This is a genomic window from Agrococcus sp. GW821-FHT14H11 (assembly GCF_058803545.1).
This window is the reverse complement of sequence record NZ_JBXAPA010000007.1, coordinates 144,389-167,247: the sequence shown is the minus strand read 5'-3', so window position 1 is coordinate 167,247 and position 22,859 is coordinate 144,389. Positions and strand designations below refer to the sequence as shown.

21 protein-coding genes, 1 tRNA gene and 1 pseudogene are annotated in these 22,859 nt (G+C 72.5%); 8 read left to right on the top strand and 15 right to left on the bottom strand.

The window, feature by feature from the left end; translation table 11 throughout:
- From AC1RNL_RS09740 to AC1RNL_RS09705, 8 genes and pseudogenes are all read right to left on the bottom strand, one after another.
- Positions 1–591, bottom strand: a pseudogene (locus tag AC1RNL_RS09740) (hypothetical protein); the annotation flags it as partial.
- Positions 582–890: an NADH-quinone oxidoreductase subunit A gene (locus AC1RNL_RS09735; RefSeq protein WP_492935092.1), complete on the bottom strand. Its 309-nt coding sequence runs from the start codon at positions 888–890 to the stop codon at positions 582–584. The gene AC1RNL_RS09735 and the pseudogene AC1RNL_RS09740, both read right to left, overlap by 10 nt.
- A gap of 261 nt (positions 891–1,151) precedes the next feature.
- Entirely contained in the window at positions 1,152–1,949 is a 798-nt protein-coding gene (locus AC1RNL_RS09730) for an HpcH/HpaI aldolase family protein (protein WP_128189589.1), read from the bottom strand.
- Positions 1,946–2,752: a 2-keto-4-pentenoate hydratase gene (locus AC1RNL_RS09725; protein ID WP_492935091.1), complete on the bottom strand. Its 807-nt coding sequence runs from the start codon at positions 2,750–2,752 to the stop codon at positions 1,946–1,948. The genes AC1RNL_RS09730 and AC1RNL_RS09725 overlap by 4 nt, the downstream gene beginning before the upstream one ends.
- Positions 2,749–3,843: a 3,4-dihydroxyphenylacetate 2,3-dioxygenase gene (gene hpaD, locus AC1RNL_RS09720; protein ID WP_128189587.1), complete on the bottom strand. Its 1,095-nt coding sequence runs from the start codon at positions 3,841–3,843 to the stop codon at positions 2,749–2,751. Before hpaD ends, AC1RNL_RS09725 begins: the two co-directional genes overlap by 4 nt.
- A gap of 24 nt (positions 3,844–3,867) precedes the next feature.
- Positions 3,868–5,361, bottom strand: a complete 1,494-nt coding sequence (hpaE, locus tag AC1RNL_RS09715; protein ID WP_492935090.1) for a 5-carboxymethyl-2-hydroxymuconate semialdehyde dehydrogenase — start codon at positions 5,359–5,361, stop codon at positions 3,868–3,870.
- 59 nt (positions 5,362–5,420) lie between these two features.
- Entirely contained in the window at positions 5,421–6,125 is a 705-nt protein-coding gene (locus tag AC1RNL_RS09710) for a GntR family transcriptional regulator (protein WP_128189585.1), read from the bottom strand.
- Positions 6,122–7,639, bottom strand: coding sequence for a fumarylacetoacetate hydrolase family protein (locus AC1RNL_RS09705; protein WP_492935089.1), 1,518 nt, complete (start codon positions 7,637–7,639; stop codon positions 6,122–6,124). The genes AC1RNL_RS09710 and AC1RNL_RS09705 overlap by 4 nt, the downstream gene beginning before the upstream one ends.
- Positions 7,640–7,812: 173 nt before the next feature.
- Between AC1RNL_RS09705 and AC1RNL_RS09700 the strand changes: the two genes are divergently transcribed.
- Entirely contained in the window at positions 7,813–9,210 is a 1,398-nt protein-coding gene (locus AC1RNL_RS09700; protein WP_128189583.1) for an MFS transporter, read from the top strand.
- 82 nt (positions 9,211–9,292) lie between these two features.
- Here the strand turns inward: AC1RNL_RS09700 and AC1RNL_RS09695 are convergent, their stop codons facing one another.
- The gene (locus tag AC1RNL_RS09695) at positions 9,293–10,483 is read right to left on the bottom strand and encodes a RimK family alpha-L-glutamate ligase (RefSeq protein ID WP_128189582.1); all 1,191 of its coding nucleotides are present in this window, start codon (positions 10,481–10,483) and stop codon (positions 9,293–9,295) included.
- A 35-nt stretch (positions 10,484–10,518) separates the two neighbouring features.
- Between AC1RNL_RS09695 and AC1RNL_RS09690 the strand changes: the two genes are divergently transcribed.
- The gene (locus tag AC1RNL_RS09690; protein WP_146356544.1) at positions 10,519–11,007 is read left to right on the top strand and encodes an ATP-dependent zinc protease family protein; all 489 of its coding nucleotides are present in this window, start codon (positions 10,519–10,521) and stop codon (positions 11,005–11,007) included.
- Positions 11,000–11,944, top strand: a complete 945-nt coding sequence (locus AC1RNL_RS09685) for a succinylglutamate desuccinylase/aspartoacylase family protein (RefSeq protein ID WP_492935088.1) — start codon at positions 11,000–11,002, stop codon at positions 11,942–11,944. The genes AC1RNL_RS09690 and AC1RNL_RS09685 overlap by 8 nt, the downstream gene beginning before the upstream one ends.
- Positions 11,945–11,950: 6 nt before the next feature.
- Here AC1RNL_RS09685 and AC1RNL_RS09680 read toward each other — a convergent pair whose 3' ends face one another.
- The 3 genes from AC1RNL_RS09680 to AC1RNL_RS09670 form a co-directional block, all read right to left on the bottom strand.
- Positions 11,951–12,703 (bottom strand): sulfite exporter TauE/SafE family protein, encoded by a 753-nt coding sequence (locus AC1RNL_RS09680; RefSeq protein ID WP_246991855.1) that lies wholly within the window; start codon positions 12,701–12,703, stop codon positions 11,951–11,953.
- A 6-nt stretch (positions 12,704–12,709) separates the two neighbouring features.
- Complete coding sequence (locus tag AC1RNL_RS09675) at positions 12,710–13,432, bottom strand: IclR family transcriptional regulator (protein WP_246991853.1); 723 nt, start codon at positions 13,430–13,432, stop codon at positions 12,710–12,712.
- A 90-nt stretch (positions 13,433–13,522) separates the two neighbouring features.
- Positions 13,523–14,155: an MBL fold metallo-hydrolase gene (locus AC1RNL_RS09670; protein ID WP_492935087.1), complete on the bottom strand. Its 633-nt coding sequence runs from the start codon at positions 14,153–14,155 to the stop codon at positions 13,523–13,525.
- Positions 14,156–14,411: 256 nt separating this feature from the next.
- Between AC1RNL_RS09670 and AC1RNL_RS09665 the strand changes: the two genes are divergently transcribed.
- Both AC1RNL_RS09665 and AC1RNL_RS09660 read left to right on the top strand, forming a co-directional pair.
- Positions 14,412–15,302 (top strand): diacylglycerol/lipid kinase family protein, encoded by an 891-nt coding sequence (locus AC1RNL_RS09665; RefSeq protein WP_492935086.1) that lies wholly within the window; start codon positions 14,412–14,414, stop codon positions 15,300–15,302.
- A gap of 95 nt (positions 15,303–15,397) precedes the next feature.
- Positions 15,398–15,470, top strand: a tRNA-Glu gene (locus AC1RNL_RS09660).
- Between the two features lie 107 nt (positions 15,471–15,577).
- Here the strand turns inward: AC1RNL_RS09660 and AC1RNL_RS09655 are convergent.
- On the bottom strand, positions 15,578–17,482 hold the full coding sequence (locus tag AC1RNL_RS09655) for an FAD-binding monooxygenase (RefSeq protein ID WP_492935085.1): 1,905 nt from the start codon (positions 17,480–17,482) through the stop codon (positions 15,578–15,580).
- A 325-nt stretch (positions 17,483–17,807) separates the two neighbouring features.
- Between AC1RNL_RS09655 and AC1RNL_RS09650 the strand changes: the two genes are divergently transcribed.
- Together AC1RNL_RS09650 and AC1RNL_RS09645 are read left to right on the top strand one after the other, a co-directional pair.
- Positions 17,808–18,653, top strand: a complete 846-nt coding sequence (locus tag AC1RNL_RS09650; protein WP_310124105.1) for a DUF559 domain-containing protein — start codon at positions 17,808–17,810, stop codon at positions 18,651–18,653.
- A gap of 88 nt (positions 18,654–18,741) precedes the next feature.
- The gene (locus tag AC1RNL_RS09645) at positions 18,742–19,131 is read left to right on the top strand and encodes a TFIIB-type zinc ribbon-containing protein (RefSeq protein ID WP_492935084.1); all 390 of its coding nucleotides are present in this window, start codon (positions 18,742–18,744) and stop codon (positions 19,129–19,131) included.
- 108 nt (positions 19,132–19,239) lie between these two features.
- On the opposite strand, the gene AC1RNL_RS09640 is transcribed toward AC1RNL_RS09645, so the two are convergent.
- Positions 19,240–20,241, bottom strand: coding sequence for a malate dehydrogenase (locus AC1RNL_RS09640; protein WP_492935083.1), 1,002 nt, complete (start codon positions 20,239–20,241; stop codon positions 19,240–19,242).
- A gap of 32 nt (positions 20,242–20,273) precedes the next feature.
- Positions 20,274–21,278, bottom strand: coding sequence for a magnesium and cobalt transport protein CorA (locus tag AC1RNL_RS09635; protein WP_492935082.1), 1,005 nt, complete (start codon positions 21,276–21,278; stop codon positions 20,274–20,276).
- Positions 21,279–21,437: 159 nt separating this feature from the next.
- Between AC1RNL_RS09635 and leuC the strand changes: the two genes are divergently transcribed.
- On the top strand, positions 21,438–22,859 hold the full coding sequence (gene leuC, locus AC1RNL_RS09630) for a 3-isopropylmalate dehydratase large subunit (RefSeq protein WP_128188840.1): 1,422 nt from the start codon (positions 21,438–21,440) through the stop codon (positions 22,857–22,859).

Here is a 22,859-nt window from a genome sequence, read left to right as displayed (position 1 = left end):
GTCCATCTGGCTGTGGTCCATGCCGGTGTGGTCCATCTGGCTGTGGTCCATGCCGGTGTGGTCCATCTGGCTGTGGTCCATGCCGGTGTGGTCCATCTGGCTGTGGTCTGGCTGGCTGTGGTCCATGCCGGAGTGATCCATGCCGGAGTGGTCCATCTGGCTGTGGTCCATGCCGCTGTGGTTCGTGCCGCTGGCACCCTCTGAGGACTCGCCGCGGGTCTCGGTCGCCGAACTGACGCTGGCGACGCGCAGGCGTGTCCTCGCGTCGTCGACGTGCACGTCCACGGCGGACAGGCTCCTGCGCGCCTGCTCGAAGCTCGGCAGCGCCTCGGCCGCAGAGCCGACCACGATCCGCACGCGAGGCCCGGGCAGCTGCTCCCAGATGCGCTCCACAGTCGCGGTCAGTTCGGGCCCGGCGGTGCCGCACACGACCAGGACATCGGCATCCGCCGGGGACAGCGAGATGCGCCACCCGAGCGCGACGGCCGCCTGCTCCGCCGCCACCCGCGCACGCCAGCCGCCAGGCGCCTCGACGAGGAGCACGTGGGCGCGCTGCGCCGCCAGCTTCGCGAGCGCCTGCGTCACGCCCACCGGAACGCTCCTTCCCGCCAGGCCCAGAAGACCGCCACGAACAGGACTCCGAGGAACAGGAACATCTCGACCACGGCGGTCGGGCCCATCATGGCCACCACGACGGCCCACGGATACATGAAGAGCATCTCGATGTCGAAAGCCAGGAAGACGACGGTCGCCGCATACCAGCGGGCGTGGAAGCGCGAGAGCGCATGCTGCTCCGGGTCGCTGCCGGAGAGGTAGGGCAGCGAGACGATCGGACGGCGGTCGACCGCGACGAGCATCGACGCCCCGTACAGCAGAGCGATCGCCAGCACGGCGATCCCAAGCATCGTCACGACCCCAGCCATGATCGTCCCCCTCTCCCCGGGACCCTATCGAAGGCGCGCGACCGGCTGCACGTGCGCCTGCGGGGGAGTCGCGGAAGGAACGGTCGAAAGCTGCTGTCGGTGAGCCCGTGGCGATGGACGTCAGGCCGAGCCCGACGGGCGATCGGTTCAGGCTACGACGAGCCCTCCAACTCGTGCTGCAGCGCCGCCGTCCGCAGCGCCGTCGCGACCGGTGATCGTCGCCGCTGATCAGTACGCGTCGGTCTCATCTCGTGCGCGCTTCAGTCGCGCCACCGCGGCCTCTGAGCCCCGCGCCATGAGCGTCACGTCGGCCGCGACGAAGACGAACGAGGCGCCGCGCGCGATGCACCGATCGGCGTCCGCCTCCGCGAACGTGTTCACGCCCACGGGCGTGCCCGCCGAGCGCACGGCGTCGATCGTCGCATCGACCGCGGCCACGACGGCCGGCTCTGACGGGCGGCCGGGGAGTCCCATGGAACCGGCGAGGTCTGCCGGGCCGACGAAGACGCCGTCCACCCCGTCGACCGCCGCGATCTCGGCGGCGTTCGCCACACCTTCGGAGGTCTCGATCTGCACGGTCACCGACACGTGCGCATCCGCCCCCCGCACATAGCCGGGGATGCGCCCCCAGCGCGAGGAGCGCGCGAGCGCCGAGCCGATGCCGCGGGCGCCCTCGCGCTCGCCGTCGCCGCCCGGGTAGCGGGCGGCGCGCACGGCCGCGCGCGCGTCGTCGGCGGTCGAGACCATCGGCACGAGCACGTTCTCGGCGCCGAGGTCGAGCACCTGCTTGATGATCACCGGGTCGTTCCAGGGCACGCGCACGATCGTCGTGACCGGGTAGGCGGCGGCGGCCTGCAGGATGGGCAGCATCTCCGAGATCGAGATGGGGCCGTGCTCGCCGTCGACGAGCAGCAGGTCGGCGCCGGATCCGGCCATGATCTCGGCGGCGACGGCGCTGCCGGACGCGTTCCACAGGCCGACGAGCGGAGCCTCGGCCCGGGCGAGGGCGTCGCGGAAGGTCGTCATCGGAACGCCACCTCCACGGTGCCCATGTCCTGGTACTCGACGCGCACGCGGTCGCCGGGCTGCACCCACACGGGGCGCGTGAAGGAGCCGGCGAGGATGAGCTCGCCCGCCTCGAGCCGGTCGCCGTGCTGCGCGAGCTTGCCCGCGAGCCACGCGACGCCGTGCGCCGGGTTGCCGAGCACGCCGCCGGAGACGCCGGTCTCGATGATCTCGTCGTTCACGAGGCAGAGCGCGCCGACCCACGACAGGTCGCGGTCGCGCGGGCCGATCGCGACGTCGCCGACGACGATCGCGCCGAGCGCCGCGTTGTCGCTGATCGTGTCGACGATCGTGCGGCCCTCGAGCTCGATGTGCGAGTCGAGGATCTCGAGCGCCGGCACGACGGCCTCGGTGGCGTCGAGCACCTGGTCGACCGTGAGGCCCTCGCCCTCGAGCGGCGCCTTCAGCACGAAGGCCAGCTCGACCTCGACGCGCACGTTCGACCACTGCGCGTGCTCGACGGTCTCGCCCGAGCGGAGCGCCTGGTCGGCGAAGATCACGCCGTAGTCGGGCTCGGTGATGCCGGTCGCGAACTGCATCGCCTTGCTCGTCAGGCCGATCTTGCGCCCGACGAGCCGCGCGCCGGCCTCCTCGCGGCGCGCGCGCCAGATGCGCTGCACCGCGTAGGAGTCCTCGATCGTCGCCTCGGGGAACCGCGTCGAGATCCGCTCGATCGTGCCGCGCGAGCGGGTGGCCTGGGCGAGCTCGTCGGCGATCCGCTCGACGGTCGCGTCGTCGAGGCCCCGTCCGGGCGTGCTCGTCACAGCTGGTTGCCGATCTTGAAGCCCTTCGACGCCTGCCCGCGGTAGGTGCCGTCGTCGTCGCCCTCGCGGGTGTACGAGAAGCCGTCGGCGCCGATCGTCACCTCCATCTCGCTGGAGTCGGTGCGCTCGACGACCTCGACCACGTTGCCGTCGAGGTCGAGCACGGGCGACGCCTCGGTGTACCAGGAGGGCACGACGGGGTTGCCCCACCAGTCGCGGCGCTGGTTGTCGTGCACGTCCCACGTGATGACGGGGTTGTCGGGGTCGCCCGTCCAGTAGTCCTGCGTGTAGATCTCGACGCGGTGGCCGTCGGGGTCGGTGATGTAGAGGTAGAACGCGTTCGAGACGCCGTGCCGGCCCGGTCCGCGCTCGATGTGGTCGGACATCCGCAGCGCGCCGAGCTTGTCGCAGATCTGGATGATGTTGTGCTTCTCGTGCGTCGAGAAGGCGATGTGGTGCATGCGCGGGCCGTTGCCGCCGGTGAGCGCCGTGTCGTGCACGGTGCCCTTGCGGTGCATCCACGCCGCGTAGGTGACGCCCTGGTCGTCCTGGATGTCCTCGGTGACGCGGAAGCCGAGGTCCTCGAGGTACTTTCGGCCGCGCGGCACGTCGGGGGTGACCTGGTTGAAGTGGTCGAGGCGCACGAGCTCGCCCGCCGAGATGAGGTCGTAGCGCTGGTGCAGGCGCTCGGCGTGCTCGGTCGCGTGGAAGAACTCGTAGGGGAAGCCGAGCGGGTCCTCGACGCGCACGCTGTCGCCGAAGCCCTTCTGGAAGCCGTCGCGCCGGCGCTCCGTGCGGCAGCCGAGCTCCTGGTAGTAGGCCTCGGCGGCGTCGACGTCCTCGGGGGTGCGCACGCGGTAGGCGAAGGCGGCGACGGCCGCGACGGGGCCCTTCCGCAGCACGAGGTTGTGGTGGATGAACTCCTCGAACGACCGCAGGTAGATCGCCTCGTCGTCCTCCTCGGTCACGTGCAGGCCGAGCACGTCGACGTAGAAGGCGCGGCTCTCGGCGAGGTCGGTGACGACCAGGTCCATCGCCGCGCAGCGGATGATGTCGGGCGCGGGCACGGAGGGCTTGGGGATCTCGTTCATGGTGCTGCTCCTTCGCAGTCGGGGTCAGGCGGATGCGCCGAAGCGGGCGGTGTGGACGTCGCCGAGCGTGATGTGCACGGCCTGCTGGTCGCTGTAGAAGTCGAGCGAGCGGTAGCCGCCCTCGTGCCCGAGGCCCGAGGCCTTCACGCCGCCGAAGGGGCTGCGGAGGTCGCGCACGTTGTGGCTGTTGAGCCACACCATGCCGGCCTCGACGTCCTGCGCGAAGAGGTGCGCGCGCTGCAGGTCGCGCGTCCAGATGTAGGCGGCGAGACCGTACTTCGTGTCGTTCGCGAGCTCGAGCGCCTCCTCGTCGGAATCGAACGGCGTGATCGCGACGACCGGGCCGAAGATCTCCTCCTGGAAGATGCGCGCATCCGGCGCCACGTCGACGAACACCGTCGGCGCGACGAAGTTGCCCTCGGGGAAGGCATCGGGGCGGCCTCCGCCGGCGACGAGCCGGCCCTCCTGCTTGCCGATCTCGACGTACGACATGACCTTGTCGAAGTGCTCCGGGTGCACGAGCGCGCCGACCTCGGTGCTGGGGTCGCCCGGGTCGCCGACGACGATGTTCTTGGCCCGCGCCGCGTAGCGCTCCACGAACTCGTCGTAGATCGAGCGCTCGACGAGGATGCGGCTGCCGGCGGTGCAGCGCTCGCCGTTGAGCGAGAAGACGCCGAACAGCGTCGAGTCGATCGCGGCGTCGAGGTCGGCGTCGGCGAAGACGACGGCCGGGCTCTTGCCGCCGAGCTCCATCGACAGCGCCTTGAGGTGCGGCGCCGAGTTGCCGAAGATGAGCTGGCCGGTGCTGCTCTCGCCCGTGAAGGAGATGAGCGGCACGCCCGGGTGCTTCACGAGCGCGTCGCCGGCGGTCTCGCCGAAGCCGTTGACGAGGTTGAACACGCCCTTCGGCAGCTCTGCCTCCTCGAAGATGCCGGCCCAGAGCGACGCCGACAGGGGCGTGAACTCGGCGGGCTTCAGCACCACGGTGCAGCCGGAGGCGAGCGCGGGGCCGAGCTTCCACGACTCGAGCATGAACGGGGTGTTCCACGGGGTGATGAGCCCCGCGACGCCCTTGGGCTTGCGGTTGACGTAGTTCACCTGGCTGCCGGGCACCTTGTAGGCGTCGTCGCGGCCGGCGACGATGAGGTCGGCGAAGAAGCGGAAGTTCTCGGCGGCGCGCTGCGCCTGGCCGCGCGCCTGCGTGATGGGCAGACCCGAGTCCCACGACTCGAACTGCGCGAGCTCCTGGTCGCGCGACTCGACGATGTCGGCGATGCGGCTGAGGATGCGCGCGCGCTCGCGGTTCTTCATGCGCGGCCAGGGCCCCTCCTCGAAGCCGCGCGTGGCGGCGGCGACGGCCAGGTCGATGTCGGCCTGCTTGCCCGACGCGGCGACGGTGTAGTCCTCGTTCGTGACCGGGTTCAGCACGCCGAACGTCTCGCCGTCGACGGAGGGCACGCGCTCGCCGTCGATGTAGTGGGGGATGAGCTCGGGGATGCCTGCGGGCTGGGTGGCCATGGTGGGGCTCCGTTCGTTCGGATCGTGGGGCCGGCGCCGCGATGCGGCTCGGCGGTCGGTCAGTCCTGGTTCGGGTGGATGCGCTGGAGGTAGGCGTCGGGGGTCGCGAGGCGGTGGGCGCGCACGGCGAGCTCGATGCGGCGCGGATCGGCGCCCTCCTCGATGAGGGCGAGGATCGCCTCGTGCTCGTCGACCGACGACACGGCGCGGCTCGGCACGAACGAGAAGGTCGACTGGCGCAGCCGCGCGAGCCGCTTCCAGCAGGTGTCGATCACGTCGCCGAGCACCTCGTTGGGGCAGACGTCCGAGAGGCGGCGGTGGAAGGCCTCGTTGAGCGCGGTGAACTGCACCGGGTCGAAGCCGGCGAGCGACTCGCGCAGCTGCGCGTTGATGGCGCGCGCCTCGTCGACGTCGCGCTTCGAGTAGAGGCCGGCGGCGAGCATGATCGCGGCGCCCTCGACGAACGAGAGCGTCTCCATCGTGTCGTGGTACTCGAGCTCGTCGATCTCGGCCACGCGCGCGCCGATGTTGCGCTCGAAGGTGACGAGCCCCTCCGCCTCGAGCCTGCGGATCGCCTCGCGCACGGGCACGACGCTCATGTCGAGCTCGCGGCCGATCGCGTCGAGCACGAGCCTGTAGCCGGGGGAGTAGGTGCCGTCGACGATGCGGTCGTGCAGCAGCTGGTAGGCGCGCTGCGACTTCGAGGGCGCGGCGGTGCCGCCCGCCTCGGCGAGCGCCGCGGCGCGGGCGCGCGGGCCGGTCACTCGGCCGCCCCCTGCTGCGCGAGGTGCGCCTCGTACTTCGCGCGCCACTCGGCGTTCATCGGGAAGAGCCCGTCGACGGGGTGGCCGGCGTCGACCTGCGCGGCGATGAACTCCTCCTCGCGCTCCTGCGCGATCGCCTCGGCGGCGAGCTCGCGCGCGAGCGCGGGCGGGATGACGAGCACGCCGTCGCCGTCGCCGACGATGATGTCGCCGGGCTGCACGGTGGCGCCGCCGCACGCGATCGTCTCGTCGTGCGACCACGGCACGTGGAGCCGGCCGAGCACGGCCGGGTGGCCGCCCGCGTGGTAGGTCGGCACGCCGATCTCGGTGACGACGTCGAGGTCGCGCACGCCGCCGTCGGTGACGAGGCCGGCCGCGCCGAGGTGCCGGGCGCGCAGCGCCAGGATGTCGCCGAGCGTGCCCGAGCGGTTGTCGCCGCGCGCCTCGATGACGACGACGTCGCCCGGGCGCAGCGAGTCGAACAGCCGCTTCTGCGCGTTGTAGCCGCCGCCGTGGGTCGTGAAGAGGTCCTCGCGGTTGGGCACGTAGCGCAGCGTGCGCGCGGTGCCGACGATGCGGCTGCCGGGCCGCGTCGAGCGCAGGCCGTCGATCGAGACGTTGTTGAGGCCGCGCTTGCGCAGGCCCGACGAGAGCGTCGCGAGCGCGACGCTCGTCAGCTGCGCGCGCAGCTCGTCGTCGAGCACGGGCGCCTCGGCCTGCTGGAACTCGTCGATCGGGCGGCCGGAGGCGTCTGCCCACTGCTCGGGCGTCGGCTTCGGCTGCGCCGAGTACGGCGGGAGCGCCTGGTCGCCGACCCGCACGGTCGTGGCGAGCCTGCCGGTCGACAGCCGCTCGCCGTCGCGCGCGGCGGCGGTCACCTCGACCTCGACGGTCTGCCCGGGGGAGAGGGTGGATGCGCCGGCGGGCGTGCCCGTGAGGATCACGTCGCCGGGCTCGAGGGTGATGAGCTGCGAGAGGTCGCTGACGATCTGCGGCAGCGAGAAGATGAGGGTCGCGGTGGAGTCCTCCTGCACGAGCTCGCCGTCGAGCCAGGTGTGCACCTCGATCGACGCCGGGTCGAGCCGCTCGGCGGGCAGCAGCGTCGGCCCGATCGGCGTCATGCCGTCGCCGCCCTTCGAGCGCAGGTTGGAGCCCTTGTCGACCCACCGGAGGTCGAACACGCCCAGGTCGTTCGCGGCGGTGACCGCGGCGACGTGACCCCACGCATCCGCCTCGCTCACGGCGCGGGCGTGGCGGCCGATGACGACGGCGATCTCGCCCTCAAAGCCGAAGATCGAGGTCGACGCGGGCAGCACTGCCTCGCCGCCGGTGGAGAGCGAGGTCGCGGGCTTCAGGAAGTAGCCGGGCGCCTCGGGCGTGCGGCCCTTCTGCGCGGCGCGGGCGCGGTAGCCGATGTGCATCGCGAACACCTTGTGGGGGCGGGCGCCGAGCAGCTGCCACGCCTCGGCGGCGGCGGGAGGGGCACCCTCTGCGGGGTGCGACGATGCATCCATGCGGGCATCGTATACGATTCCGAATCTGAAGTGCAAGGGTCGGGCAGCAGCCCTCCACCCCGTGTCAAGAGGCCTCCAGCGCCCTCTTGACCGTCGTGCATGAAATCGTATATGTTCCTGGCAGTCCCCCCGGGTCGCGCCTCGCGGTCCACCTCTCTGACAAAGGAGTCAGCGTGTCTCACAGCACGACGCATCCGCACACGTCGCCCAAGGAGCGCAACAAGGTCCTCGGCGCCGTCGTGGTCGGCACCACCATCGAGTGGTACGACTTCTTCATCTACGCCTTCATGGCGAACCTCGTCTTCGCGCAGCTGTTCTTCCAGCCGGCCGGCGAGGGCATGATGCAGATCCTCTCGCTCATCACCATCGGCATCTCGTTCCTCTTCCGGCCGCTCGGCGCGTTCCTCGCCGGGCACTTCGGCGACAGGGTCGGCCGTCGTCCGATGCTCGTGCTGACGCTCCTGCTCATGGGCGTCGCGACCACCCTGGTCGGCGCGCTGCCCACCTTCGAGCAGGCCGGCTGGATCGCGCCGATCCTCCTCATCCTGCTCCGCATCCTGCAGGGCATCTCCGCGGGCGGCGAGTGGGGCGGCGCGGTGCTCATGGCCATCGAGCACGCGCCGCGCGGCCGCCGCGGCCTCTTCGGCTCCTTCGTGCAGGCGGGCGTGCCGCTCGGCATGCTGCTCGCGACGGGCGTGCTCGCCGCGATCCGCGCCATGTTCCCCGGCGACGCGTTCCTCGAGGTCGGCTGGCGCATCCCGTTCTTCATCTCGATCCTGCTGGTCGTCGTCGGCTACGTCGTGCGCCGCTCGGTCGACGAGTCGCCGGTGTTCCAGGAGATCAAGGAGACCGCGCAGCAGGAGTCGGCGCCGATCGTGCAGGTCTTCAAGAAGTACGGCCTCGTCGTGCTGCTGTGCGCGATGGTCTTCATGGCCAACAACGCCATCGGCTACATGACGACCGGTGGCTTCGTGCAGGGCCTCGCGTCGCGACCGGTCGACGGCACCCCGCCGGGCCTCGGCTTCGACCCGGTGGGCGTGCAGCTCGCGGCGTTCGCCGGCTCGCTCTCGTGGCTCGTGTTCACGTTCGTCGCCGGCTGGGCCTCCGACCGCATCGGCCGCAAGAAGCTCTACCTCATCGGCTGGACGGTGCTCGCGATCACGACGATCCCGCTCTTCATCCTCGTCGAGCAGGGCGTCTGGGGCGTCGCGATGGGCACGATCCTGCTCGGTGCGGGCCTCGGTCTCACCTACGGCGCGCAGGCGGCCTGGTACGCCGAGTCGTTCCCGGCCTCGGTGCGCTTCTCGGGCGTCTCGATCGCCTACGCGATCGGGGCGGTCATCGGCGGCGCCTTCGCGCCGACCATCGCGCAGGCGCTGCTGCAGGCGACCGGCACCACGTGGGCGATCGTCGGCTACCTGCTCGTGACGGTGGTCATCTCGGTCATCGGCACGGTGCTGCTGCGCGAGCGCAACGACATCCCGCTCTCGATCGACTTCGAGCACTCCGGCAAGTGGGAGTCGTGGCGCACGGGCGACCCCGAGACCGTCGAGGCGACCGCCGCGCGCTGATCCGCGCCGAACGCACGGGAGGGGGTCCGCCGCACGGCGGGCCCCCTCCCGTCTGCGCTGGCTCGGCGACCGCCGCGCCGGCTCAGGCCTCCTCGATCGCCCGCTTCGTCAGCTTCTTGACGCGGGCGCGGCGCTTCGGCCGCGCGGGGATCATCGAGCGCATCTCCTCGAGCCGGCCGAAGCAGAGCAGGCGGTCCTCGGCCTCGAGCACCCGGCGGCCGGGCGGGTTGGGGATCACGTGCGTGCCGCGGTGCAGCGTGAGCACCGTGATGTCGCGCTCGCGCAGGCCCGACTCGCTGATGGTCTTGCCGATGAGGTCGGCGTCGCCGTGCACGACGAGCTCGGCCACGCCGTAGCCGGTCGAGATGCTCAGCCGCTCGCGCACGTCGATCTGCGGGAACGCCACCTGATCGGCGATGTGGTCGATGATCGCGCCGGCGACGTCGAGCCGCGTCGCGGTCTCGATGCCCTCGAGACCGGGGGAGGAGTTGACCTCCATGACGAGCGGTCCGTCGTTGCCCTCGAGCATGTCGACGCCCGCGACCTTCAGCCCCATGATCTGCGCGGCCCGCACCGCGACGCGCTCGAACTCGGGGTCGAGGTCGACGGCCTCGACGCTGCCGCCGCGGTGCACGTTCGAGCGGAACTCGTCGCCCTGGGCGCTGCGCCGCATGGCCGCGACGACCCGGTCGCCGACGACGAGCGCGCGGATGTCGCGGCCCTTGCTCTCGGCCACGAAGTGCTGGATGAGCACCTGCTGCCGCGTCGACTGCAGCGTCTCGATGATCGCCTCCGCCACCTTGATGGTGGGCGCGAGGATCACGCCGATGCCCTGCGTGCCCTCGAGCAGCTTGAGCACGACCGGCGCCCCGCCGACCCGCTCGATCGCCGGGATCACATCCGCCCGATCGCGCACGAACGTGGTGGCGGGCATGCCGATGTCGTGCCGCGCCAGGATCTGCGTCGCGCGCAGCTTGTCGCGCGCGTTGGCGATGCCGTTGGCGGTGTTCGGCGTGTAGACGTCCATCTGCTCGAACTGCCGCACGACCGCGGTGCCGAAGTAGGTGATCGAGTTGCCGATGCGGGGCAGCACGGCGTCGTAGTCGCGCAGCTGGCGGCCCCGGAACTGCAGGTCGGGCCCGTCGCCCGAGAGGTCGATCGCGAAGCGCAGGGTGTTGAGCACCTTCACGTCGTGGCCGCGCTCGACGGCCGCGGCACGGAGCCGCCGGGTGCTGTACGAGCGCGGAGCGCGCGAGAGGATGGCGAGCCTCATCAGGACGCACCTGCCTTTCCTGGTTGGATGGCCGCATGGGCGGAGACCATCCTGGCAGGCCGGCGACGGCGGGCTGGCGCGAGTGGGTCGGGCTGCCCGAACTCGGCATCGCGCACGTGAAGGCCAAGCTCGACACCGGTGCACGCACGAGCGCGCTGCACGCGTTCGAGATCGAGGAGCTCCGTCGCGACGGCGCCGACTGGGTGCGCTTCGAGGTGCACCCGTGGCAGCGGTCGAAGGCCGACGCCCGGGTGGTCGAGTGGCCCGTGCACGATCGCCGGCTCGTGCGCTCCTCCACCGGTCACGAGCAGGAGCGCATCGTCATCCGCACCGCCCTCGCGCTGCTCGGCACGCCGGTGACCACCGAGATCACGCTCGCGCGCCGCGACGAGATGGGGTTCCGGATGCTCGTGGGGCGCGAGGCGCTCCGCCAGGGCTTCGTGGTCGACGCCGCGCACTCGTACCTCGGCGGGCGCCCCGACCGCGCCGTGCGCCAGCGCAACCGGGGGCGCGCCGGTGCGTGAGTCGTTCGCGATCGGCGGCGTGCGGGTGCGCGCCGGCCAGTCGAAGAGCGTCGAGCTGCCGATCGCTCGGCTCGTGACCGGCGGCGACGTCTCGCTGCCCGTGCGCGTCGTGCACGGCCGCGAGCCCGGCCCCGTGGTGTGGCTCGACGCGGCGGTGCATGGCGACGAGGTCGTCGGCGTCGAGGTGATCCGCCAGGTGCTCGCCGCGGTCTCGCCGCGCACGCTGCGCGGCACGCTGCTCGCGGTCCCCGTCGTCAACGTGCTCGGGTTCATGACGGGCGACCGCTACCTGCCCGACCGGCGCGACCTCAACCGCTCCTTCCCCGGCTCCGCGCGCGGCTCGCTCGCGAGCCGCATCGCCCACCTGCTCATGACCGAGGTGGTGGCGCGCTGCGACGTCGGCATCGACCTCCACACCGGCTCCGACCGGCGCGACAACCTGCCGCAGATCCGCGCCGACCTCGACGACCCCGAGACCCGGCGGCTCGCCGCCGCGTTCGGCGCCCCGGTCATGCTGCACGCGCGGCTGCGCGACGGCTCGCTGCGGCAGGCCGCGAGCGAGGCGGGCGCCATCGCGCTGCTGTACGAGGCCGGCGAGGCGCTGCGGCTCGAGCCGGAGCCGATCGACGTCGGCGTCGCGGGCGTGCTGCGCGTGCTCGCCGCGCTCGACATGCTCGACGGGCAGCCGCACGAGGGCCCGCCGCCGGTCGAGTGCCGCGCGAGCGGCTGGGTGCGCTCCCGGGGCTCGGGCATCCTGCACCTCGACGCGCAGCTCGGCGACGCGGTGTCCGCGGGCGCCCGGCTCGGCCGCGTCGCCGACGCGCTCGGCACCGGCGGCCGCATCGTGCGCGCCGACCGCGACGGGATCGTCATCGGCCTCACCCGTGCGCCGATCGTGCACGCGGGCGACGCGGTCGCGCACATCGCCGCGACCTGACGCGCCTCAGCCCAGCAGCCCCAGCGTGCCGGTCACGATGAGCGCGCCGCCGCCGAGCACCGACAGCGCGATGATCGTCCATCGCACGACGGTCGGGTTCACCAGGTGCGCGAGGCGGTCGCCGAGCAGCACGCCCGCGACCACCGGCAGCGCGAGCGCGAGCCACGCCCACAGCGGCCACTCGGGCGATCCCTCGGGGGCGACCAGCGGACGCACCGCGACGACCGCGCCGCTGATGAGCACCCAGAAGGGCTGCATCGTCGCGACGAAGGTGCGGTCCTGCCAGCCGGACAGCAGCGAGTAGGCGCCGACCGCCGGAGCCCCCATGCCGACGCTCGCGTTCAGCAGGCCGATCGCGGTGCCCGAGGCCACCCGCAGCGCCGGGCCGTCGTGCGTGCGCGTCGCGCTGGTGAACGCGACCGCCACGAGCACGCCGAGCACCGCGATGGTGCCGACGGCCACGCGCAGCAGATCGGTGTCGAGGCCCTTCGCCAGCAGCATGCCGGGCACCATCACGGCGAGCGCGGGGATCGCGATCCAGAGCAGCCGCCGCCAGTCGATGTCGCGCCAGACCCGCGGCAGGATGATGAGGCAAGCGATGGCGCCGTAGAGGTTCACGACGAGCACGGCGGCGAGCGGGCCTGCCACGAGCGCGACGGCCGGCGTGACGACGAGGCCCCAGCCCATGCCGATCATGCGCTGCCCGACGGCGCCGATGAGCACGGCCGCGAGCGCGACGACGAACGAGAGCAGGTCCACGGGGCGCTAGCGGAGGTCGGCCTCGATGGCGCGGGCGACCCGCTGCACGGCGGCGCCGAGCGCCTCCGTGTCGGGCTGGCCGACCGTGACCACCGCCACCGACGCATCCGTCGTGCCGCGGCTGCGGATCGGCGCGCCGACCGACGTGATGCCCTCGATCACCTCGTTGGCGCTCACCGCGAAGCCGCGCGAGCGCACCCGCTCGACCTCCGGGTGCATCGGCCCGTCATGGCCGAGCGCGCGCCACGTGGCGTCGTCGAGCATCGCCTGCAGCGCGATGCCGGGCGCGCCGAGCGCGATCGGGTGCCGGTGCCCCGGGTGCTGGGCGACGGATGCGTTGACGCCCCGGGGCACGGCCGTCACGAGGGTCACGGCGTCGTCCCCGTCGCGGACGGCGAGGAACGCCGTCATGCCGAGCTCGTCGGCGAGGTGCTGCAGGTGGGGGAGGGAGGCCGACTGCAGGTCGTGCTCGACGTCGCGGGCGAGCACGACGAGCTGCGGGCCGAGCGACAGCATGCCGCCGGCGTCGCGCACGACCAGCCGGTGCTCCTCGAGGGTGCGCACGAGCCGGTAGGCGACCGAGCGGTGCACGCCGAGGCGGTCGGCGAGCGACTGGATCGACTGGCTGCCGTGGTCGGCGAGCAGCGAGAGCGCGGTCAGGCCCCGCGAGAGGGTCTGCGAGCCGCTCGTCTCGCTGCGCGGGGTCGTGGTCGCGGCATCCGTCGGCATCGTCGCCCGCTCCCATCACCGCATCCGCTCGGACGCGCTGTTGCAAGCATAGAACAGCGCGTTCAGATAGCGGGCGGCGTCCGTCCGGCGTCAGACCTCGACGAAGTCGCCGACGTCCAGGCGGTGGTGCTCGCCGCCGCCCTGGCTGACGGCGCCCTCGATGCGCGCGTGCGCCATGCCGAGGCCCATCTCCGACAGCGGCGCGTCGTGCACGGCGAAGGTCGCGCGCGGCGCCACCTCGACGACGAAGTCCATCACGTCGCCGATCTTCAGCCACGGCGCGCCGGCCGGCGCCGCGAGCAGCGCGACGGGCACGTCGGGCACGGCGTAGGAGTCGCCCGGGTAGTAGAAGCGCTCGTTGACGAGCACGCCCAGGTTGTCGACCACCGGGATCGAGCGGTGGATGACGGCGTGCTCGCCGCCGAAGAAGCGCAGCCGGAACGGGCCGGCCGTCACGCGCTCGCCGGCGTGGACGACCGACACGTCGAAGCCCTCCGCCGCCTGCGCGACGCCCTCGGGGCCGTAGATCGGCACGCCCGGGTGGGCGGCGCGGAGCGCCTCGAGGTGCTCGGCATCCCAGTGGTCGGCGTGCTCGTGGGTGATCACGATCGCCACGAGCCCCGGCGCCGTGACGGCGCCGCTCTGGTTGCCCGGGTCGATGACGAGCTGCTGCCCCTCGTCGTCGAGGATCATGCAGGCGTGCTCTCGCTTGGTCACTCGCATGCCGACCACCCTAGGCGCCCGCCTCCCGGCGGTCGAGCCGCGACCCCCTCCGCCGGTCGAGCCGCGGCCGCCTCCGCTGGTCGAGCCGCGACCTCTCCTCCGCTGGTCGAGCCGCGGCCGCAGGCCGCGAGTCGAGACCACCCCGCAACCTCCTCCGCTGGTCGCGGCCTCCTCCGCCGGTCGAGCCGCGGCCGCAGGCCGCGAGTCGAGACCACCCCCGCGAGCCGCCCACCCCGCGCGCCCCTAGGCTCACCCTGTGCGCATCGTGGTCGCCTCCAACCCCGCCGCCCGCTTCGGCCGCAGCGGCGCCGTTGGCGCGCTCGTCGCCGCCCGCATCGCCGACCTCGGCCACGAGGTGACCCACATCGCCGCGGCCGACTACGCCGGCCAGCTCGAGCAGTCGCGCTTCGCGATGATCGCGGCGGATGCGCTGGTCGTCGTGGGCGGCGACGGCATGGTGCACCTCGGGGTCAACATCGTCGGCGGCACGTCGAAGCCCCTGCTGGTGGTGCCCGCGGGCAGCGGCAACGACTTCGCGGCGGCGATGGGCATCACGTCGGCGCAGCAGGCGATCGACAGCCTCGAGGCGGCGCTCGCAGCCGAGCCCGACCGCGTCGACCTCATCCGCATCGAGCACCCCGACGGGGTCGCGCTCGCCGCCGGCGTCGTCTCGGTCGGGTTCGACGCCGACGTCAACGTGCGCTCGTTCCGGCTGACGGGCGTGCCGAGCCGCATCCGCTACCAGGCGGCGATCCTCGCGACCGTGTTGCGGCCGCGGCACCGCACCTTCCGCGTCCGCCTCGACGGCGGCCCCGAGCGCACCTGGCGCACCCTGGTCGCGGCGATCGCCAACAACCGCACCTTCGGCGGCGGCATCCCGATCGCGCCCGACTCGTCGATGCGCGACGGGCGACTCACGGCGGTCTTCGCCGACGAGCTCTCCTACCCGTCGTTCCTGCGACTGCTCGCGCGCGTGCTGCGCGGCACGCACACGCGCGACCGCCGCGTGACGGTCATCGACTGCGAGACGGCCGAGCTCGCGAGCGACGAGACGGTGATCGTGTGCGCCGACGGCGAGATCGTGGGCCGGCTGCCCGTGCGCTGCAGCATCATGCCGGGCGCCCTGCGGGTGCTCCGGGCGCGCTGATCGGGCGCGCTCGACGCCCCGGCGGCGGCGGATTTTGCGCGGCGCCGCATCGTGTGGCACACTATCCAGGTTGCAATCGCAAGACCAGCAGCGCCGGCCCCATCGTATAGCGGCCTAGTACGCCGCCCTCTCACGGCGGTAACGCGGGTTCGAATCCCGCTGGGGTCACAGTGAGAAGCGCCCCGGTCCACGGACCGGGGCGCTTCGTCGTTCCCGGCCACGGATGCGCAGCGCCCCTCGACCGGAAGGCCGAGGGGCGCTGGAGCCGCCGCTGCTCAGGCGGGCTGGCGCACCGCCGGCAGCAGCGCGCCGCGGAAGTACTCGGCGAGCTCGTCGGTCGCCGTCAGCGGCAGCACGGCGCCCACGTACTGGTCGGGCCGCACGACGACGATCGCGCCGTCGCGCGAGATGCCGCGGATGTCGAAGATGTCCTCGTGGGGGAGCGTCGCGTAGACGTTCTCGAGGTTCACGAGCTCGAACGGTCCCACGACCGGCTTGAACGCATCCGGCACCTGGCCGAGGTGGAAGTCGTGGTGCCCCTGCTGGTAGACGGCCTTCACGTCGATGATCGCGCTCGAGTCGCGGCCCTCAGGGGTGTGCACGCGGATGGGGGAGTCGGGCGACTGCTCCAGCCACTCGGCGAGCGCCGTCATCGCCGACGCCTCGCCGGCGGCCGGGCGGTCGGCGAACGCGTAGAGGCGGTAGCGGCCGTCGGCGGTGTGGAAGTGGCCGAGCTGCACCGGGTTGGTGTCGGCGACCTTCACGACGCGGGCCGACTTGAAGCGCTTGCCGACGGGGAAGCCCGTCGCGAGCTCCTGGTGGCGGGCCTCGGCGACGATCTGCGACGGCGCGTACTCCGTCATGAACCCGGCCGGGAACTCCATCGTCCGCGTGTAGAACTCGGCGACCTCCTGCGGGCTGCCGAGCTCGCTCGCGGGCTTCGCCATGAGCGTCGACCACTCCTTGTCGAAGTCGATGAGGTTCTGCGCGACCACCTGGCGCTCGAGCGAGTAGGTGTCGAGCAGGCTCTCGGGGGCGCGGCCGTCGAGCACGTGGCCGAGCTTCCAGCCGATGTTGAAGCCGTCCTGCATCGAGACGTTCATGCCCTGGCCGGCCTTCGCGCTGTGCGTGTGGCACGCGTCGCCGGTGATGAACACGCGCGGCGTGCGCGTGCCGCGCTCGTCGGGCTTCACGTCGTCGAAGCGGTCGGTGATGCGGTGCCCGACCTCGTAGATGCTGCTCCAGGCGATGTTGCGCACGTCGAGCGTGTACGGGGCGATGATCGCGTTCGCGCGGCGGATGACCTCCTCCATGGGGGTCTGGCGCACGCGGCCGTGGTCGTCCTCGGGCACCTCGCCGAGGTCGACGTACATGCGGAAGAGGTAGCCGCCCTCGCGGGGGATGAGCAGGATGTTTCCGCCCGTGCTCGACTGGATCGCGCACTTGGTGCGGATGTCGGGGAAGTCGGTCACGGCCAGCACGTCCATGACGCCCCAGGCGTGGTTCGCCGACTGGCCGGCGAGCGTGCAGCCGATCGCGGCGCGCACGCCGCTGCGCGCGCCGTCGGCGCCGATCACGTACTTGGCGCGGATGACGCGCTCCTCGCCCGTGCGCTCGCCGGCCGTGCGGGCGACCGTGACGCGCACGGGGTGCTCGCCCTCCTGCGCCACCTCGAGGCCGCGGAACTCGTAGCCGTAGTCGGGGGTGACGCGGCCGGGCGCGTTGCGCGCCGCCTCGGCGAAGTAGTCGAGCACGCGCGCCTGGTTGACGATGAGGTGCGGGAACTCGCTGATGCCGGTCGGGTCGTCCTCGGGCGCGGAGGTCTTCACGATGCGCGAGGGGTCCTCGGGGTCGGGGCCCCAGAACGCCATCTCGGTGATGCGGTACGCCTCGGCGGTGATGCGCTCTGCGAAGCCGAACGCCTGGAACGTCTCGACGCTGCGCGCCTGGATGCCGTCGGCCTGGCCGATCTCGAGCCGGCCCGGCCGGCGCTCGATGATGCGCACGTTGACTTCGGGGAACTGCGCGAGCTGCGCGGCGGCGATCATGCCCGCGGGGCCGGAGCCCACGATCAGCACGTCGACCTCGTCCGGCAGGTCTGCCGGGCGGGCGAGCCCGATGCCTGCGGCCGGCTGCACGCGCGGGTCGGTGGACACGTAGCCGTGGTGGTGGAACTGCACGGGCTTCCTCACTCCTGTGTGGGGATGACGGACATCATCGTCTGTTCGCCTCGTGTTCGATATATGAACACGCGCTTCGATTATTGACACGAGCATACGACGGCGGCCGAGGCGGTACAACCCTCGGCCCCTTGCGCGACGGATCGAGGAGCATCCAGGCGCTGTGCACCGGCCGAGGTCCGACTCTCCTCATCTCGTGCCACCTCCTCTGCTCGTGACGGGCTCGCCCGGCCGCTCGCCGCCCACCGGGCCGCACGCCGCATCCGTCTCCACACCCCGGCCTGCCGCCCGCACGAGGGCGAGCCAGTCGCGCCAGACTCCCGCCATGCGCGACCTCCGACTCGATCTGCTCGCAGCAGGCGGCGCCACGACGCGCACGGCGCTGCGCGCGCTCGGGCACTCGCACCGCGGGCTGCGCGCCGCGGTCGACGCCGGCGTCGCTGACGCGGCGACGCGCTCCTGGCTCGTGCTGCCCGACGCGATGCCGGCGATCCGCGCGGCACTCGCCGCCGGAGGCGCTGTCGGCGGCGCGAGCGCGCTCGCGACCTACGGCGTGTGGGTGACCGAGGCCCCGCTGCTGCAGATCGCGACGACCCCCACCACCGGCGTGCCGGCCGCGACTGTCGGCACGCGGCTGTGGGTGCGATTCGAGCGCGACGCGCAGCCGTGGCGAGTCAGCATCGTCGACGCGCTCGCGCAGCACGCGGTGCGCGTCGAGCGGGAGCACGCGATCGCGTCGATCGACAGCGCGCTGCACCAGGGGCTCATCGACGACGGCGACCTCGATCGCCTCTTCGGGATGCTCCCGCAGCGCTGCGGGCCGTGGCGGCGGCGGCTCGATGCCGCGGCCGAGTCGGGCCTCGAATCGCTGCTGCGCGTGCCGTGCCGCGATCGAGGCTGGACGGTCGAGTCGCAGGTGCCGGCGCCGGGCGGCGGTCGCAGCGACCTGCTGATCGACGGCTGGTTGTACGTGGAGGCCGACGGTGCGCAGTGGCACGACGAGCCGAAGCAGGCGGCGAAGGACCGCCGGCGCAACGCGGCGATCACCGCGGCCGGCGGCCGGTGGCTGCGGTTCGGCTACGCCGATGTGGTGCACCAGCCGACGCGCACGCTCGACACGATCGCACTCGTGCTGGCGCAAGGGCGGCCCGCGCGGAGGCTGGCTGGATGACGCGAGCGGCGCGGTCACCGGACGGCCGTCCATCGGTGCCGCACAGGCGCATCCGCCATGCTCTCCCGGTCGACGAGAGGAGACCGACATGCAGTGCCCCAATGACGCGACGACCCTGGTGATGAGCGAGCGCAGCGGCATCGAGATCGACTACTGCCCCGAGTGCCGCGGCATCTGGCTCGACCGCGGCGAGCTCGACAAGCTCATCGAGCGGTCGGCCGAGCAGCAGCCGCACGCGGCGCAGGCCCAGCAGCAGCAGCCCCACGGCCAGCAGCAGCCCGGCTACGGCCAGGGCTACGGCCAGCAGGGGTCGAGCGACACCGTCGGGAAGATCGCCGACAAGGTGCTCCGCACGGTGCAGCAGCGCACCGGCGGCCAGCAGCAGCGCCAGCCCTACGGCGACCAGCGCTACGACCCCCGCTACGGCGACCAGCGCCAGCGCGGCAGCCGCGGCTGGCTCGGCGACATCCTGGGCTGAGGCGCAGCGCCCGTCACGGGATGAGGATCGGCGACGGCTCGAGGACGGATGCTCCTCGAGCCGTCACCGGAACCTGGATGCTCCTCGATCGGTGACGGCAGCTGAGCGTCAGCCGAGCAGCCCGAGCGCCCGCACCTGCTCGCGCTCCTCCTCGAGCTCGGCGACGGAAGCGCGCAGCTGCGCGGCGACATCCGCGTCGAGCTCGAGGCCCTCGACGATCGACCAGTCGCCGCCGGCCGCCGTGACCGGGAACGACGAGACGAGCCCCTCGGGCACGCCGTAGTCGCCGCGCGAGACGACCGACATCGAGGTCCAGTCGCCGTCGGGCGTGCCGAGCGCCCACGACCGCACGTGGTCGACGGTCGCCGATGCGGCCGAGGCCGCCGACGACGCGCCGCGCGCCGCGATCACCGCGGCCCCGCGGTTCGCGACGGTCGGCACGAACTCGTCGCGCACCCACTCGCGCTCGACGAGCTCGGTCGCGGGCTCCCCGGCGACGAGCGCGTGGGTGAGGTCGGGCACCTGCGTCGTCGAGTGGTTGCCCCAGACGATCATGCGGCGGATGTCGCCGACGGCGGCGCCCGTCTTCGTCGCGAGCTGCGCGACGGCGCGGTTGTGGTCGAGCCGGGTGAGCGCCGAGAAGCGCTCGCGCGGGATGTCGGGCGCCGCCGCGGCCGCGATCAGCGCGTTGGTGTTGGCCGGGTTGCCGGTGACGGTGATGCGGATGCGGTCGCTCGCGCGGTCCTGGATCGCGCGTCCCTGCGCCTGGAAGATCGCGCCGTTGGCGGCGAGCAGGTCGCTGCGCTCCATGCCCTTGCTCCGCGGTCTCGCGCCCACGAGCAGCGCGTGGTCGGCGCCCTCGAACGCGACCGGCGCATCCGCCGTCGTGTCGACCGAGGCCAGCAGAGGGAACGCCGCGTCCTGGAGCTCCATCACGACGCCCTCGAGCGCCGGCAGCGCGTCGGGGATCTCGAGGATGCGCAGCCGCACCCGCTGGTCGGGCCCGAGCATGTCGCCCGCAGCGATGCGGAACAGCAGCTGGTAGGCGATCTGGCCGGCGCCGCCGCTCACGGCGACGGTGACGGGCGGGGCGGCAGTGGAGGCGCTCATGCCTCCATCGTGTCGGCCGCCGCGGCCCGTGGCTAGAGCCAGTGCCGCGCCTTGAAGACCACGTAGAGCACACCCGCGAACGCGAGCATCAGCAGCAGGGCGAAGGGGTAGCCGAGCAGCCACTCGAGCTCTGGCAGGTGCCGGAAGTTCATCCCGTAGATGCCGGCGATGAGCGTGGGCGCGAAGAGGATCGCGGCCCACGACGTGACCTTCTTCGTCTGGTCGTTCTGCACGATCTGCTGCTCGGTCATCGCCCGGATCTCGTCGTTCTGCCGCTCGGCCACCCTGGCGGATGCCAGGTGCAGCATGCTCGCGAGCAGGTCGCGGTCTCCGGTCAGCCGAGCAGCCGTGCGGCGCGCGTGGTCGTCGACGTCGCGCAGGTGGCGGCGGAGCTCGAGCTGCCGCCCGTCGACCGCGGCCCCGACCCGCTCCACGACGATGCTCATCGGGTCGGCGGCGCGCTGCAGCGCGAGCACCCTGCGCATCGCGCGGTAGATCCCGACCGTCGGCGGGTGCTCCTCGGCGAAGAAGATGTCCTCGATGCCCTCGATCTGCTCGTGGACGCGGGCCGCGAGGCGCTCGTGCTCATCGGCCGCCTCGTCGAGCACTGCGTAGAGCACGGCGCGGGGCGTGACCTCCAGGGAGACGAGGCCCGCGTCGACGCGGCGGCGCACGCCCGACAGGCCCTCGTCGTCGCCCCAGGACGCCGTGACGATGCACCGCTCGTTGACGATGGCGTGCACCTCGCGGATCGCGAGCCCGTTGCCGTCGTCGACGACGCGGTGCACCACGCAGTAGTCGAGGTCGCCGTACGACTCGACCTTGGGGCGCTGGCCCTGCGCGATGACGTCCTCGACCACGAGGTGGTGCAGGTCGAGCTCCACGGCGACCGCGCGCAGCTCCTGGGCGGTCGGATCGACCAGGTCGATCCAGGCGAAGCCGCCGCGCTCCGCCGCCGTCTCCAGCACGCGGTCGAACGGCACGTCCTCGGCGACCCGCGCGCCCGACGCCCACACGGATGCGTCAGCGATGGGCATCGGGGGATCCTCCGGGGGCTGCGCTCACGCTCGCAATATATGCGCAGCCGATGCCGCTCCGGGTCGGCGCGCTGTTCGCCATCAGAGGAGCGGGCTCGCACCCCCGCGTAGACTTGCCAGACGGCCGATCGCGGATCGCAGGTGCTGGGGGAGTAGGACATGGGCAGGACGCTCGCAGAGAAGGTGTGGGACGACCACGTCGTGGTGCGCGGTGAGGACGGCGCGCCCGACCTCATCTACATCGACCTCCACCTCGTGCACGAGGTCACGAGCCCGCAGGCGTTCGACGGCCTCCGCCAGGCCGGCAGGGGCCTGCGCCGCACCGACCTCACGGTCGCGACCGAGGACCACAACACCCCCACGCTCGACATCGACAAGCCCATCCAGGACCCGACGAGCCGCAAGCAGATCGAGACGCTGCGCCACAACGCCGCCGAGTTCGGCGTGCGCATCCACTCGCTCGGCGACAAGGAGCAGGGCATCGTGCACCTCGTCGGCCCGCAGCTGGGCCTGACCCTGCCGGGCGTGACGGTCGTGTGCGGCGACTCGCACACCTCGACGCACGGCGCGTTCGGCGCGATGGCGTTCGGCATCGGCACGAGCGAGGTCGAGCACGTCATGGCCACGCAGACGCTGCCGCTCAAGCCCTTCAAGACCATGGCGATCAACGTCGAGGGCGAGCTGCGCCCGGGCGTGACGGCGAAGGACATCATCCTCGCGGTCATCGCCAAGATCGGCACCGGCGGCGGCGCCGGCTACGTCTTCGAGTACCGCGGCAGCGCCATCCGGGCCCTCTCGATCGAGGGCCGCATGACGATCTGCAACATGTCGATCGAGGCCGGCGCCCGCGCGGGCATGGTCGCGCCCGACGAGACGACCTTCGCCTACGTCAAGGACAAGCCGCACGCGCCGAAGGGCGCCGACTGGGACGCGGCGCTCGAGTACTGGCGCACCCTCCCGACCGACGACGACGCCGTCTTCGACAACGAGATCACCATCGACGCATCCGAGCTCGAGCCCTTCGTCACGTGGGGCACGAACCCCGGCCAGGGGGTCTCGCTCTCGGGCGAGGTGCCCGACCCGTCGTCGTTCGCCGACCCGACCGACCGCGCCGCCGCCGAGCGCGCGCTCGAGTACATGGACCTCGCGCCGGGCACGCGCCTCAAGGACATCCCGGTCGACACCGTCTTCATCGGCTCCTGCACGAACTCGCGCATGGAGGACCTCACGGCCGCCGCCGACATCCTGCGCGGTCACAAGAAGGCGGATGGCGTGCGCGTCATGGTCGTGCCGGGCTCGGCCCGGGTGCGCCTCGAGGCCGAGGCCGCGGGGCTCGACAAGGTCTTCACCGACTTCGGCGCCGAGTGGCGCTTCGCCGGCTGCTCGATGTGCCTCGGCATGAACCCCGACCAGCTCGCGCCGGGGGAGCGCTGCGCCTCGACCTCGAACCGCAACTTCGAGGGCCGGCAGGGCAAGGGCGGCCGCACGCACCTCGTGTCGCCGCTCGTGGCCGCCGCGACCGCGATCCGCGGCACGCTGTCGAGCCCGTGGGATCTGGTGCGCGAGCAGGAGGAGGTCTGA

Bases quoted from the DNA above. Each gene is read 5' to 3' on its own strand.
- AC1RNL_RS09690 (WP_146356544.1), top strand. From the start codon at position 10,519: ATGGGCGGAGACCATCCTGGCAGGCCGGCGACGGCGGGCTGGCGCGAG.
- AC1RNL_RS09645 (WP_492935084.1), top strand. From the start codon at position 18,742: ATGCAGTGCCCCAATGACGCGACGACCCTGGTGATGAGCGAGCGCAGC.
- leuC (WP_128188840.1), top strand. From the start codon at position 21,438: ATGGGCAGGACGCTCGCAGAGAAGGTGTGGGACGACCACGTCGTGGTG.
- AC1RNL_RS09695 (WP_128189582.1), bottom strand. From the start codon at position 10,483: ATGAGGCTCGCCATCCTCTCGCGCGCTCCGCGCTCGTACAGCACCCGG.
- AC1RNL_RS09705 (WP_492935089.1), bottom strand. From the start codon at position 7,639: ATGGATGCATCGTCGCACCCCGCAGAGGGTGCCCCTCCCGCCGCCGCC.
- AC1RNL_RS09650 (WP_310124105.1), top strand. From the start codon at position 17,808: ATGCGCGACCTCCGACTCGATCTGCTCGCAGCAGGCGGCGCCACGACG.
- hpaD (WP_128189587.1), bottom strand. From the start codon at position 3,843: ATGAACGAGATCCCCAAGCCCTCCGTGCCCGCGCCCGACATCATCCGC.
- AC1RNL_RS09635 (WP_492935082.1), bottom strand. From the start codon at position 21,278: ATGCCCATCGCTGACGCATCCGTGTGGGCGTCGGGCGCGCGGGTCGCC.
- AC1RNL_RS09675 (WP_246991853.1), bottom strand. From the start codon at position 13,432: ATGCCGACGGATGCCGCGACCACGACCCCGCGCAGCGAGACGAGCGGC.
- AC1RNL_RS09640 (WP_492935083.1), bottom strand. From the start codon at position 20,241: ATGAGCGCCTCCACTGCCGCCCCGCCCGTCACCGTCGCCGTGAGCGGC.
- AC1RNL_RS09730 (WP_128189589.1), bottom strand. From the start codon at position 1,949: ATGACGACCTTCCGCGACGCCCTCGCCCGGGCCGAGGCTCCGCTCGTC.
- AC1RNL_RS09670 (WP_492935087.1), bottom strand. From the start codon at position 14,155: ATGCGAGTGACCAAGCGAGAGCACGCCTGCATGATCCTCGACGACGAG.
- hpaE (WP_492935090.1), bottom strand. From the start codon at position 5,361: ATGGCCACCCAGCCCGCAGGCATCCCCGAGCTCATCCCCCACTACATC.